This window comes from Nocardioides sp. BE266 (assembly GCF_031457855.1).
Lineage (GTDB): Bacteria > Actinomycetota > Actinomycetes > Propionibacteriales > Nocardioidaceae > Nocardioides.
The window spans coordinates 871090-883831 of sequence record NZ_JAURTI010000002.1 but is presented as its reverse complement, the minus strand read 5'-3'; the positions used below and the strand labels follow the sequence as shown (position 1 = coordinate 883831).

General features: G+C 72.1%; 12 protein-coding genes, 1 other RNA gene and 1 riboswitch. Of the genes, 4 read left to right on the top strand and 9 right to left on the bottom strand.

Annotated elements, in window-relative coordinates; genetic code table 11:
- Positions 1-211 precede the first annotated feature (211 nt).
- Positions 212-763: a C40 family peptidase gene (locus J2X46_RS08595; RefSeq protein WP_310249164.1), complete on the bottom strand. Its 552-nt coding sequence runs from the start codon at positions 761-763 to the stop codon at positions 212-214.
- A 2-nt stretch (positions 764-765) separates the two neighbouring features.
- Positions 766-948: riboswitch (cyclic di-AMP (ydaO/yuaA leader) on the bottom strand.
- Positions 949-1089: 141 nt separating this feature from the next.
- Positions 1090-1857, bottom strand: coding sequence for a 3-oxoacyl-ACP reductase FabG (locus J2X46_RS08590; RefSeq protein ID WP_310249162.1), 768 nt, complete (start codon positions 1855-1857; stop codon positions 1090-1092).
- 86 nt (positions 1858-1943) lie between these two features.
- Here J2X46_RS08590 and J2X46_RS08585 point away from each other — a divergent pair, with 86 nt between their 5' ends.
- A complete protein-coding gene (locus J2X46_RS08585; RefSeq protein ID WP_310249159.1) occupies positions 1944-3011 on the top strand; it encodes a phosphatase PAP2 family protein in 1068 nt (355 codons plus the stop codon).
- Positions 3012-3015: 4 nt separating this feature from the next.
- On the opposite strand, the gene J2X46_RS08580 is transcribed toward J2X46_RS08585, so the two are convergent.
- From J2X46_RS08580 to J2X46_RS08570, 3 genes are all read right to left on the bottom strand, one after another.
- Complete coding sequence (locus J2X46_RS08580) at positions 3016-4191, bottom strand: hypothetical protein (protein ID WP_310249158.1); 1176 nt, start codon at positions 4189-4191, stop codon at positions 3016-3018.
- Positions 4192-4258: 67 nt separating this feature from the next.
- Positions 4259-5422, bottom strand: a complete 1164-nt coding sequence (locus tag J2X46_RS08575; protein WP_310249156.1) for a hypothetical protein — start codon at positions 5420-5422, stop codon at positions 4259-4261.
- Positions 5423-5455: 33 nt separating this feature from the next.
- Entirely contained in the window at positions 5456-5872 is a 417-nt protein-coding gene (locus J2X46_RS08570) for an HIT family protein (RefSeq protein ID WP_310249154.1), read from the bottom strand.
- 52 nt (positions 5873-5924) lie between these two features.
- Between J2X46_RS08570 and J2X46_RS08565 the strand changes: the two genes are divergently transcribed.
- Both J2X46_RS08565 and J2X46_RS08560 read left to right on the top strand, forming a co-directional pair.
- Positions 5925-7256, top strand: coding sequence for a hypothetical protein (locus J2X46_RS08565; protein WP_310249153.1), 1332 nt, complete (start codon positions 5925-5927; stop codon positions 7254-7256).
- Positions 7257-7304: 48 nt separating this feature from the next.
- A complete protein-coding gene (locus J2X46_RS08560) occupies positions 7305-8162 on the top strand; it encodes a cobalamin-binding protein (protein WP_310249151.1) in 858 nt (285 codons plus the stop codon).
- Here the strand turns inward: J2X46_RS08560 and J2X46_RS08555 are convergent.
- Positions 8143-8823, bottom strand: a complete 681-nt coding sequence (locus tag J2X46_RS08555; protein WP_310249150.1) for a nitroreductase family protein — start codon at positions 8821-8823, stop codon at positions 8143-8145. The genes J2X46_RS08560 and J2X46_RS08555 overlap by 20 nt on opposite strands.
- Positions 8824-8907: 84 nt before the next feature.
- On the opposite strand from J2X46_RS08555, the gene J2X46_RS08550 reads away from it, so the two are divergent.
- Positions 8908-10086 (top strand): glycoside hydrolase family 6 protein, encoded by a 1179-nt coding sequence (locus tag J2X46_RS08550; RefSeq protein ID WP_310249148.1) that lies wholly within the window; start codon positions 8908-8910, stop codon positions 10084-10086.
- Between the two features lie 356 nt (positions 10087-10442).
- On the opposite strand, the gene ssrA is transcribed toward J2X46_RS08550, so the two are convergent.
- The 3 genes from ssrA to J2X46_RS08535 form a co-directional block, all read right to left on the bottom strand.
- Positions 10443-10812, bottom strand: a transfer-messenger RNA (tmRNA) gene (ssrA, locus tag J2X46_RS08545).
- A gap of 83 nt (positions 10813-10895) precedes the next feature.
- Positions 10896-11429, bottom strand: coding sequence for a hypothetical protein (locus J2X46_RS08540; RefSeq protein ID WP_310249146.1), 534 nt, complete (start codon positions 11427-11429; stop codon positions 10896-10898).
- A 5-nt stretch (positions 11430-11434) separates the two neighbouring features.
- A complete protein-coding gene (locus J2X46_RS08535; RefSeq protein WP_310249144.1) occupies positions 11435-12739 on the bottom strand; it encodes a hemolysin family protein in 1305 nt (434 codons plus the stop codon).
- Positions 12740-12742: the final 3 nt, after the last annotated feature.

The window sequence follows — 12742 nt, the reverse complement described above, 5'->3', positions numbered from 1 at the left end:
CGGGGGGTGGGGGGTAGCGGGGGGCGCCGGGGGGGGGGTTACCCCCCGGGTGGGGTTTAAAACCGGGGGGGGTGGGGGGGGGGGGGGGGGGGGGGGGGGTGGGGGTGGGGTGGGGGTGGGGGGGGGGGGGGGGGGGGGCCCCCCCCCCCCCCGCCCGCCCCCCCCCCGCCACAGGGTAGATCAGCAGGATGTGCCTACCAATCCGAGCCTCTCACCGGCGGCGCAGCGTGCCGCCGAACCACTGGGATGTCCACGGCACGGCGACGCGGACGCGCTGGCCGGAGCCCGGGGCGTGCACCATCACGGCGTGCCCGTGCGACCACTTCAGGAAGATCGCGGCGTGGTAGACGCCGCCGCTGCCGTAGAAGAACATCAGGTCGCCGGAGCGCATGTCCTTCTTGGCGATCCGCCGGGTGAAGCCCGCCTGGGCGCCCGAGGTGCGCGGCACGTGGAAGCCGGCACGGCGGTAGCTGTAGAACACCAGGCCGGAGCAGTCGAACGCACCGGGGCCGGCAGCGCCGTACGCGTAGGCGTCGCCGCGCTGACGCATCGCGACGTCCTTCGCGCCGATCACCCGGCGGCTGACGCGCTTCTCGGCGCGCTGCTGGGCGCTGGGCTTGCGGGCGCTGGACTGGGTGGTACCGGAGGCGTCGCTGGACGCGGCGGTGGCGGGTGCCGGCAGGGCGGTCATCGTCGATGCGGTGACGCCGAGTCCGGCGAGGGCGAGCGCGCACGCTCGCGCCGTACGAGAAATCGCAGGCATGAGTGTTTCCTTTCCCACGCCTGTGAGGTGAGCTGTCGGATTAGGGCGGAAAGTGCCCCGCCACCGCGTGGTGGCTTCACCCCGAGCCGGCACGAGCCGGCAGTGGAACCTGTGGGTCCCCCACTCCTGCCCTCGAGTTCTCTCGGGGGACGTCCCGGCCGGGCAGGACTCGGCGTTGTCCGGGACGGATGGGTCTCTCGACCGCCCACCAACGTAGGCAGGCTCCCGCCGAGGGGCAAACCGAGCACGGCCCCGACCCGCATACCTGCAGGTCAGGGCCGTGACGTGGCTCTCGCCGAAGTCGAGCGAACCGGTCTACTTCACGCTCAGCCGAGCTTGCGGCCGCCGTCGACGTAGAGCGTCTGGCCTGTGATGAAGGACGCATCGTCGCTGCAGAGGAAGGCCGCGGCCGCCGCGATGTCCTCGGGCTGGCCGACGCGCCGCACGGGGGTCGCCTCTGCGTTGACGCGCTGCAGGTCCTCGGGCTCCATCTTCAGGCGCCGCGCGGTGGCGTCGGTCATCTCGGTGACGATGAAGCCGGGGGCGATGGCGTTGGCGGTGATGCCGAAGGGACCGAGCTCGATGCCGAGGGTGCGGGTGAGGCCCTGGATGCCCATCTTGGCCGCGGAGTAGTTGGCCTGGCCGCGGTTGCCCAGCGCGGAGACGCTGGAGAGGTTGAGGATCTTGCCGTACTTCTGCTCCACGAAGCGCGACTGCGCGGCCTTGGTCATGTTGAAGACGCCCTTGAGGTGCACGCCCATGACGACGTCCCAGTCCTCCTCGGTCATCTTGAAGAGCAGGTTGTCGCGGGTGACGCCGGCGTTGTTGACCAGGACGTGGATGCCGCCCAGCTCGTCGACCACGCGCTGCACGGCGGCCTCGGCAGCCGCCGCGTCGACGACGTCGCAGCCGATGCCGACGGCCTTCGCGCCGTCCACGAGCTCGAGGCGCCCGGCCGCCTCCTGCGCCGCGGACTCGTCGAGGTCGAGGATGGCGATCGAGGCACCCTCGCTGGCGAACCGCTGCGCGATCCCGAAGCCGATGCCTCGTGCTGCTCCGGTGATGACGGCGACGCGCTGGTCGAAACGGCCCATGAGGAACTCCTGCGTGAAAGGTGGAAAAACGGTGTAGGTCCTTACGGGCGAGGCTATCGAGGCGCCGGAATCGCTACGGTGTGGGGATGGGCCGGAGGGATTTCAGGGCCGCTGCGGTCGTGGCGGTCGTGATGGCGATGACGGCTGCCCTCGTGGCGTGGACGCAGCACCTGCCCCTGCGCGACCCCGACGGGGCCTCCCTACCGACCTGGTTCCGGTTGCCGGTGATCGTCGCGTCAGCCGTGGTCCTCGACGTGCTCGCGCGCTGGGCGCTGGTCGTGCGGCGCAACCGCACCATGGTCGGCACCTCGCTGCGCGGCATCCTGGTGGAGCGGTGGAACCGCGACCAGATCTGGTTCACCCTGACCGGCCTGGTGACCTGGTACGTCGCCTACGTCGCGTTCCGCAACCTCAAGAGCTACGTCCCGTTCGTCACCGACCGGCTGGCCGACCCCGAGCTGGCCCGCCTCGACCGGCTGCTGTGGATCGGCCACGACCCGGCGGTCGTGCTGCACGAGACGCTCGGCACGACGTGGGCCAACTGGGTGACGGCGGCGGTCTACCTGATCTGGATCGGCCTGGTCCCGGCGAGCCTGGCGATCGCACTGGTCTGGACGCGGCGCTCGTCCTACGGGGCGTGGTACGTCACGGCGGTCTCGATCGACTGGCTCCTCGGCGTGATCTTCTACTACGCCGTGCCGTCGATGGGTCCGACCTACACCTCGCCGGGCTGGTTCTCCTCGCTCCCCCGCACCCCCAACAGCGCGGTGCGCGACGCGCTGCTCAGCGACCGCATCAAGGTGCTCGCCGGGCCGTGGGACACCGGCGCCGTGCAGACCATCGCCGCGTTCGCGTCGCTGCACGTCGCGGTGATGCTGACCATCTGCCTCACGGTCACCGTGATGCGGCTCCCCCTGGTGATCCGGGCGGCGAGCTGGACCTTCCTCGCCCTGACGATGGTGGCGACGGTCTACCTCGGCTGGCACTTCTTCGTCGACGTGCTGGCCGGGCTCGGCGTCGGGACGGCGGCCTTCGTGCTGGCTGCGCGAGCGACGGGCAACCCGTTGCGGCGCCGCGCCGAGCCGTGGACGTTCCGCGCGGCGCTCGAGGTGCCCGCGGCCGAGGAGCCGGACCCGCTCGCCGGTCGCCGCTGACGCCTCACCAGATCCAGGCACGCACCTCGGTCGCGGCGATCACCTCGCGCCATGCCTCGTCGCGGCCGAGCCGGGTGAGGAGCTGCTCGTGGCGGCCGACCGGGTCGAGGAGCGTGAGCGTCGCGCGGGTGCGGGTCGAGTCGCAGTCGTCCTTCTGGCGGGCGATGACCAGGCGGTCGCCGCGGGCGGCGACGAGGGTGAGCGCACCGCTGCTGCCGGGGATCCGCACCAGCCGCACCTTGCCGGCGGTGGTCTGGCGGCTGAGGAACCCGCCGCCGCAGCCACCGTAGGACTCGAACCAGGAGCGGCCCTGCACGACGCGGACGTCACCGTCGTCGAAGACGGGCGGACCGACGGCGCGGGTCTTCTCGGAGTGTCGGACGCCAAGGGGCGACGAGGTGCCGTCGAGGTCCACGAGTCGCAGCTGGCTCCACCTCACCGTGCTGCACGTCGCGACGACCGAGTCGGCGTCGAGCCACCGGTGCGGCACGCAGTTCCACCTGGCGTCGACGTCGCCGCTGGTGCGGGTCGTGAGGTCGGTGACCCACCACTGCGGCCCGACCGTCGTGACCAGCGTGCGGCCGTCGGGGCTGGTGATCGACGGGCCGTCCGAGCGGGCGGGGAGCCAGGTCTTCGTGCCGTCCCAGTCGACGGTGGCCACCCGGCCGGGGCGTTGCTCGGTGGCGTACGTCGTCATCAGCACGCCCGAGCCGTCGGGGTCGAGCGCGAAGAAGGCTCCGCGTCGTGGGGCGTCGACCTGGTGGGTGGCCCCGGTCGTGACGTCGTACGACACCAGGGTGTCGCCGTCGGGACCGCGCGAGACGCGCAGCAGCGCGGTGTGCAGCTCCGGGCGCCAGTCGGCGAGGAAGAAGTCGCCGGGGAACCAGTCGGCGGGCCCCTCCTGGAGGTCGACGCTGTAGACCGGGTGCCGCGCGCCGTCGGGCGTGATCACCTCCAGCGAGCGCGCGAGGCCGGTGGCGTTGCGCTGCTCGATGCGTCCGTGGGTCACCACCGCGACCACGGAGTCGGCCCCGAGCTGGGCCGCGGTGACGGTGGCGGTGGTCGGCACGGGCAGCGTGACGCGGGCGTCGTCGACGCCGGCACCGCTCGAAGCGGCGGCGAAGGTCGCGGTGAGCAGTGCGGCGGCGAGGCCGGCGCGAATGATCTGTCGGATGAGCATGTGTCCCCCTTTGTCTGACCGGGAGACGCGGTGGCGCGGCGTTTGGTTGCGCCCTTCCGACGACGGGTCAGCCGAGCCGACGAGGCAGCCCGCCCCAGGCATGCACGGAGGACACCACCTCGTCCCGCTGCACCTCGAGGAACGGCTCGCTCTCCCCGCCGGCGGGGTCGAGGAGTGCCAGCCCGACGTGGACGCCCGGCGTCCCGCACGGGGTGGCGGGCTGGACGAGGAGCCGATCGCCGACGACCCCGACCAGCCGCTGCCCGTGCGTACCGCTGAGGTCGGCCGTCGAGCCGTCGGGCTCGGCACGCGCCAGCCAGGCTCCCCCGCAGCCCTCCAGGATCTGGAGGTAGGTGTCGTCGCCGAGCCGCACGGCGTCGTCGACGCCGACCTCCGCGGTCGCTCGGGCGACGAGCCGCAGCGGACCGCCGGCGAGGCGCGCCGACCACAGCGACCCACCGCAGGTCAGGAGGACGGTGCCGGCGTCCCACCAGGCCCTCGGGTTGCAGCCGCCGGTCGATCGGCGGTCGGGCAGCCGGCGGACGGATCCATACAGGCTCACGACACGCAACGGGTGCGCGGCGACCACGCCGCTCCGGTCGGCGCGCGGCAGCACGACGCCGGTGGTGCGGGAGACGACCCGGGTCGCGCCGTCCCAGTCTGCAGCGACCAGTCGGCCGCGCACGTCGAGGTAGGCGAATCCACCGTCGCGCAGCATCAGTCCCGCCGTCCCCATCGGGACGCGCACCTGCCGTTGCTCGCCGCTCGCGAGGTCGAGGAGGACCGCAGTGGCGTCGCGCGAGGCGTCGTGGAAGAGGAGCAGCACGGTCCGGTCCTCGGGCGAGAAGTCCTCCACCGACGGGAAGGGCCACGCTCGCTTGCTCGCTTGGCTCTCGGCGACGACGTCGTGATCCATCACGACGAGGTCGGTGCGGACACCGCTCGGGCTGAGCAGCTGGAGCCGGGCCTCGTCGGCCTCGCGGTGGTCCGGCTGGCGGAGGTGCGGGCCGGCGAGGGTCATGAGCAGGTGCCAGTCCGGCCCGACCCGCTGCCAGGGCACGTCGTGGCGGACGGTGAGGTGCGGCTCGAGGGCGGGGAGCCGAGGCGTCCCGGTGCCCGCGACCGGCGTCGGGGTCGTCGACGTCGCGCCGGCTGCCGGCTCGGGCTGGTGCGGCGTCGTGCAGCCGGACGCGACCAGGGCGAGGGCGACGAGCGCGAGGACTCTCTTCACGCCGCTGTGACGCCGGCGCGGAGGGTTTGGTTGTCAGTCCTCGGCGAGGGCGGCGCGCAGCCGGTCGCCGTACGCCGCCGCCTCGCCGTCGGCGTACTTCGTGCGGGGCCAGAAGAAGCCGCGCAGCCCGTCGCCCTTGGTGCGGGGCACGACGTGCAGGTGGAGGTGCGGGACCGACTGGCTGACGGTGTTGTTCATCGCCACGAACGACCCCTGCGCGCCCAGGCCGGACAGCACCGCCGTGGCGAGGCGCTGCGACGCGGCGAGGAACGGGTCGCGGAGCGCGGCCGGCAGGTCGGGCAGCGTCTCGACGTGCTCGCGCGGCACGAGCAGGACGTGCCCCTTGAAGAGCGGCCGGGTGTCGAGGAACGCCACGAGGTCGTCGGTCTCGAGCACGACCTCGGCCGGGAGCTCGCCCGAGATGATCTGGCAGAAGATGCAACCCGACACGGTCGGATCGTGTCATAGGAGCAGGACACCGTGTCGTCACCAGGGGGAATCGATGCTTCGCACCAGATCGCTCGTCACCAGCCTCGCGCTGCTCACCGGCCTGCTGCTGCCGCTCGCAGCGACGGAGTCGGTCGCAGCGCCACCATCGGACCCGGTGCGCCGGAGCGTCGCCTACGGCGACGGGAGCGTGAAGGTGCCCGCCGGACGGCGGGCGGCCATCTCCTTCGAGGGTCGCAAGGGCGACCTCGTCTCGCTGGACGACAACGCCGCACTGCCCGCGCGGCTCTACCGGGCCGGCCACAAGGTGCCGAAGACGTGGGGCGCGGGCGGGCTCTGGAAGCTGCCCCGGACCGGCCGGTTCACCTTCCGCGCGCCGACGTACTCCGCTGACCGGAGGGTCGGTCTGCTCAAGGCGCGGGTGCACGAGGTGGCGGTCGACGGACGTCGCGTGCGCACGCCCAGGGCCCGCCGCGGCTACATCGACCTCGCCGCGTTCGACCTCGACCGCGGCGACCGCGTGACGGTCGACGACGGTCGCTTCGACAAGCGGATCTACTACCGCAACGGCACGTCCGACGCCTTCCGGGGCAACCTGCTCCTGGTGCGCACGGGCCATGCGGCGCGCACCAACGACGGCGGCTACACCGGGCGCGCCAAGGTCCGGCCGGGCACCGTCCTCGTCCGGGTCCGCTCGGGCTACCGGGTCAGCGTGGCCGCGGCCACCAAGATCGCGACCACCCCGGACGGTGCGGCGGTCTCGCTCACACCCGCGCACGCCCTCGCCCGCGAGTACGCCTTCACCTTCACCGGCACGGCCGGCCAGCTCGTCTACCTCGAGCAGACCGACGGCTCCGCGCTGCCGAGCTACTACCAGGTGCTCAACCGCTTCGGCGCCGAGGTCCAGCCCACCCACGGAAGCCAGGACTTCCTCCTCCCCGCCGACGGCACCTACGAGCTCTCGCTGGTGACCGAGGAGATCAGTGCGGCTGATCCGGCCACGCTGCGGTTGCGGCTCGGCGTACGGCTGGGCGACCTGGTGCCTGACGGCGCCCCGACCACCTTCGCCCTCGACGGCAGCGGGTCGCACCTCTACTCGCTCGCGACCGGCGCGGGGATTCGGCTCGAGGCCACGCCGAGCGATCTCGGCCCCAGCGAGTACTGGACCCTCGGCATGGGCCCCCGCCACATCACCACCTGCTCCCCCGACTCCGCCGATTCGCTCGGGTGTGGGGAGTACCCCGCCATCAACCTGAGCTACGACCTGACGTCGGCCAACAGCTGGAACTTGCTACCGCTGGCGAACGACGCGGTTGCCGTGGTCGCCCCCGCACCTGGCGCGACGGGCTCCCTCAGTGTCCGGCTGCGGACCACGACCACTCCCTGACGGCGCCCGCTGCTGCGCACCCCTCGACGTCTGGCCTACGTTCGGGGGGTGCGCATCGTCTCGCTCATCCCGTCGGCAACCGAGATCCTCTTCGCGATCGGTGCCGGCGGCGACGTGGTGGGCGTGACCTTCGAGTGCGACCACCCGCCGGCGGCGCGCGAGCGACGTATCGTCTCGACGTCGGCGATGCCCGAGGGGCTCACCCCGAAGGAGATCGACGACTTCGTCGGCACGGCCGTGTCGAGCGGCATGGACCTCTACCACCTCGACGCGGGAGCGCTCGCCGACCTCGACGCCGACCTCGTCGTGACCCAGGACCTGTGCGCCGTGTGCGCGATCGACGTGACGACCGTCGACGACGCCCTCCGCCACCTCGGCTGCCGGGCCGAGGTCGCGACCGTCGACCCGCACACCCTCGACGAGGTGCTGGCCTCGATCACCGAGATCGCCGCGCGCACCGGTCGCGTCGCGCAGGCGGAGGACCTCGTCGCGACGCTACGTGCCCGGCTCGCGGCCGTCGTCGAGCGCGTGGCGGGCCGCGAGCGCCCGCGGGTCCTCGTGCTGGAGTGGACCGACCCGCCCTTCGCACCCGGCCACTGGATCCCCGAGATGGTCGAGCTCGCCGGGGGCGTGCCCAGCCTCGGCGAGGCTGGCACGAAGTCCAGCCGGATCACCTGGGAGGACGCCGTCGCCTCCGCGCCGGACCTCGTCATCTGTGCCCCGTGCGGCTACGACCTCGTGGGCAGCACGGCGCTCGCCGAGGACGTACGCCACCGCTTCCCCGGCGTGCCCGTGGTGCCTGTGGACGCCGACGGGCTCTTCGCCCGCCCGGGGCCGCGGCTCGTCGACGGCGTCGAGGTGCTCGCCGCGATCCTCCACCCGGCGACTAGCTCGACTCCCACCTGACCACGTCGTCGAGGCCGGCCCGCGACGTGCGGAAGCCGTTGACCGGGTGGTCGGTGTCGGCGTACCCGAAGGAGATGCCGACCACGACCCGGCGGGTGTCCGGGAGGTCGAAGTGCGCGCGCAGGAAGTCGGAGCACCCGGCCAGCGCGGCCTGCGGTGCCGCGGCGAGCCCGAGCGCCTGCGCGCCGAGCAGGAAGGTGTCGATCCAGAGCCCGCAGTCGATCGCGCCGTAGACGCCGAGGTCGGCCTCGGTCGTGAGGATCGCGACGTGCGGTGCGTCGAAGAGCTCGAAGTTGCGCAGCATCTGCTCGAGGCGCCGGTCCGTGTCGTCCTTGCTGATCCCGACGGATTCGTAGAGCTGGAACCCGCACGCGCGTCGGCGGTCGCGGTAGATCCCGGTGTACGCCGCTGGGAACGCGAAGTCGGGTGCCTGGGGCTGCGACATCACGTGCTCGGCCAGGCCGGCGCGGAGCCGGGCGGTGCCCTCGCCGCTCGTGACCACGACCTGCCACGGCTGGGTGTTGCACCACGACGGCGTGCGCTGCGCCAGGGCGAGCAACCGCTCGATCTCCTCCCGCGGCACCTCGTCCGGCAGGAACTGGCGGCACGTCCACCGCTCGTCCAGCAGGCGGGTCAGCGTCTCGAACGACTCGGTGGTCACCCCTGCATCCTGCCGGTGCCGGCCCCACGGATCTCGCCAAAACGGTCACGCGCCGCGCCGGGCTCGCCCACCATGGACGACGCCATGCCATTCCTGACCCTCACCCGCGCCCTCGTCCCGGTCGTCCTGATCGCGGCGGCTGCTGCCGCGCCCTCGCTCGGTACGGCGTCGGCAGTGCCCGCGGAGCGCCCCCGACTCGAGCGGGCCGAGGCGATCCCCGTGTGGACGGCGCCCGTTGCCCCGCACGACGAGAACCCGACGAACCCTCTGGCGAACCGTCGCTGGGGCGTCTACCTGGGCCCGCAGGACCAGGTGTACCGGCCCTACGTGCGGGCCCGGGGCGAGAAGAAGATGGCCCTCGCCACCATTGCCGAGCGCCCGCGGACCAAGTGGTACGGATCCTTCGTCGCCGATTCCCGCATCCGCAGGACGGTGACCGACTACGTCGCGGCCTCGCAGGCCGGCGACCCGGAGGCCCTCTCGCAGGTGGCGGTCTTCCGGATGAAACCGTGGGAGGGCGAGGCCTGCAAGCGCCCGACCCGGCCCGCCGAGGCCGCGAGCTATCGCACCTGGGTCCAGGAGCTCGCCGCCGGCATCGGCGACGCACACATGCTGGTCGTGATGCAGCCCGATGGCCCGTTCCTGCTCTGCGCGCCCGACCGCGACGTCAAGTCCGAGCTCCTGACCTGGGCCACCCAGACGCTCAGCGCCCTGCCGAACACCAGCGTCTACATCGACGCCGGCGCCGCCGACTGGTGCGAGAGCGGCACCAAGCAGGAGGCCTTCCGCTGCGCGAAGATCCTCGAGCTGAGCGGCATCGAGTACGCCCGCGGCTTCGCGCTGGACTCCACCCACTACATGGGTCCGGTGGAGAACATCGACAAGGGCGCGGAGATCCTCGCCGAGCTGGCCGCCGCCGGCTACGGGGAGAAGCACTTCATCGTCGACACCGCGAAGTCCGGTCGGCCCACGGCGTGGCCCGACATGGTCCCCTCGAAGAAGGGCGGCCTGCGCAACAACGCCCGCACCTGCACCAGCTCCACGATGAAGCGGTGCGTCACGCTCGGCATCCCGCCGACGCCGCGCCCGGCTGACCCGCAGTGGGGCCTCCCGGAGGAGCAGCGCGCGATCGCCGCCCGCTCGGTCGACGGATTCGTCTGGTTCGGCCGGCCCTGGCTCTTCAACCAGGCCGACCCGTTCGTCCTCAGCCGCGCCCTCGACATGGCCGCGAGCACCCCCTGGACGGCCACCGGCCCTCGCTGACCCGGCGTCCGGCGGGGGCGCCACCCTCGCGACACGCGCGAGAACTCGGCCTTGAGTCTCTGAGGGACTCAAGGGCCAGTGCCGACCCACGAGACGCGGGCGGAGCGCTCCAGCAGCGGCTGGGGAACCAGGCGCATGTCTGTCGGCCCGTGCGGGGTGCGGATCGTTCCCCAAGCGAACGTGCGCCACGTCGATGCGGTTTCGAGGCTCGCTCCACTCGCACCTCAACCACCAGAGTTAGACCTTCGGAGCAAGGGGGTGCGGGTGGCGAAGCCCCCGCCTCGCGCGGCGGAGCCGCGCACAAACAACGAGGCGAGGTGGCCCGCGCGGTTTGCGGGCACACCTCGCCTCGAGTCGAGTGGAGCTGCGGGGAATCGAACCCCGGTCCTCGAGCGCCGAACCAGGTCTTCTCCGGGTGCAGTCTGTGCTGTCGTTTTCTCGGCCCCGGCGCTCGCACAGACACGTCGCCGACAGGCTCAGTCAGGATTGAGTCCCGGTCACCCCTCCTGACAGAGAGCGACCAGCAAGTCTCCTAGATGAGGCCTGGGTCCGGGACGGAGACGGATGCCCGGTCAGACCCTTCGATCACTGCTCAGGCAGCGAGAGCGAAGTCGTTGCGCTTGGAGTTGGCAACTATGGATTTCCAGCGATCGTTTACGAGATGACGCTGGCTTCTCGACCCGCTTCCCCTGGAACTAACGTCCCAAGTCGAAACCGATCAGCCCCTCTTGAGTTGTGTGTCGATCATACGTGTCAACGCCGACAGGCGTCGCGCGCATTCCCCTGAGCCGAATGGATCAGCCCAGTGATCACCCGAGGGTCAGGCGCTGGTCGGTGACGATCCCGGCCATCTCGTCGACGGTGATCCCGAGGTCCAGGTCGCGGGGATCGCCCTCGATGGAGGTGCCGGAGTAGTGGGCGATGACGTCCTCACCGTCGCGGCGGTCGATGACGTACACGACCCCGGGGTCCTCCTCCTGCTCGAGCTCCTGCCAGGCGAGGACGAGCTGCTCGCCGTCGTGCTCGAGGTCGACGCACTCGTCGAAGAACGACCGGTCGGCGCAGACCAAGGGACTGTCGGTGGTCGGCGCGACCGCGACGCCCAGGAAGTCCTCGCGTCCGAAGGTCAGCGCCGCACCCGGGGCGTCGACCTCGAGCTCGCGGGTCATCACGTCCCAGGCCTCGACCTTGTCCGGCGTCCTGTCCACGTGGTCGGCGACCACCCCGGCGATGCCGTCGGGCGTGAGCTCCGCAGGGTGTACGTCGACCTCGTCGGCGTCGTCGCCTCCGCCGCACCCCGCGAGGAGGAGCGCGCCGACGAGCGCCACCAGCAGTGGGCGCACCGCCCTCACGCCTCGACGGAGGACGAGTCGACGGAGGACGGATCGGTGGGCACGCGGTGGACCCGGACGCGCGTGATGCGGTGCCCGTCGACCTCCGCGACCTCGAGCAGGTGGTCGCCGACCGGGACCCGGTCGCCGACCTGGGCAATCCGGGCGAGCCCCTGCAGGACGTAGCCCGCCACGGTCTCGTAGGGCCCGTCCGCGAGCTCGACACCGGTCCGCTCGCCGAACTCCTCGATGGTGATGCCGGCGTCGACCGTCTCGGGATCGGCGGACGAGGCGACCTCCGCGTCGCGGTCGTACTCGTCCTCGATCTCGCCGACGAGCTCCTCCATCAGGTCCTCGAGGGTGACGATGCCGTCGGTGCCGCCGTACTCGTCGACGACGAGGGCGATGTGCGCGCCGAGGCGGCGGAGCTGGTCGATCGAGGGCAGCACGCGGTTGGTGCGCGGCAGCACCGGCAGCTCGCGCACGATGTCGGCGACGGTGAGGTTGCGCTCGTCGACGTGGCCGAGGACGTCGCGCAGGTGGAGGTAGCCGAGCACCTCGTCGAAGGACTGCCCGGTGACCGGGTAGCGCGTGTAGGGCTGGGCCGCGATCACCGCGACGGCGCTGGCGAGCGGGAGGTCGCCGCGCAGGAAGACCACGTCGCCGCGCGGCTTCATCACCTCGCTCAGCGACCGGTCGCCGGCCTCGAAGACGTCGTCGACGATCTTGCGCTCGTCCTCGGGGATGTCCTCGTGGCCCGAGATCATCATCCGCAGCTCCTCCTCGTCGACCTCGTCGCCCGCCGCGTCGGGGTTGCCGCCGAGCAGCCGGACCAGCGCGTTGGTCGAGATCGAGAGCAGCCAGATCACCGGCGTCATCACCTGCGCGAACCGGCCCAGCGGCGGCGCGAAGAGGCGCGAGACCTGCACGGACCGCTGCAGCGCGAGGCGCTTGGGCACCAGCTCGCCGAGCACGAGGGAGAGGTACGACACGACGAGCGTGACGACCACGAGCGAGACGGTCTCCGGGCCAGGCACGCCGAGGCTCTCGAAGGCGGGCGCGAAGGACGGTGCGAGCGTCGAGGCGCCGAACGCGGCGGAGAAGAAGCCGGCGACGGTGACGCCGATCTGGACCGCGGAGAGGAACCGGTTGGGGTCGCGGGCCAGGGACGCGACGGCGTGGCCGCGACCACCATCGGCCTCGAGCTTGTCGACCTGGGCCGAGCGCAGTGACACCAGCGCGAGCTCGGTCGCGGCGAAGACACCGCCCATGAGCACGAAGGCGAGGACGAGCAGGACGTCGATCCAGGTACCGGCTTCCACGCC

Bases quoted from the DNA above. Each gene is read 5' to 3' on its own strand.
- J2X46_RS08585 (WP_310249159.1), top strand. From the start codon at position 1,944: ATGGGCCGGAGGGATTTCAGGGCCGCTGCGGTCGTGGCGGTCGTGATG.
- J2X46_RS08565 (WP_310249153.1), top strand. From the start codon at position 5,925: ATGCTTCGCACCAGATCGCTCGTCACCAGCCTCGCGCTGCTCACCGGC.
- J2X46_RS08590 (WP_310249162.1), bottom strand. From the start codon at position 1,857: ATGGGCCGTTTCGACCAGCGCGTCGCCGTCATCACCGGAGCAGCACGA.
- J2X46_RS08595 (WP_310249164.1), bottom strand. From the start codon at position 763: ATGCCTGCGATTTCTCGTACGGCGCGAGCGTGCGCGCTCGCCCTCGCC.
- J2X46_RS08550 (WP_310249148.1), top strand. From the start codon at position 8,908: ATGCCATTCCTGACCCTCACCCGCGCCCTCGTCCCGGTCGTCCTGATC.
- J2X46_RS08580 (WP_310249158.1), bottom strand. From the start codon at position 4,191: ATGCTCATCCGACAGATCATTCGCGCCGGCCTCGCCGCCGCACTGCTC.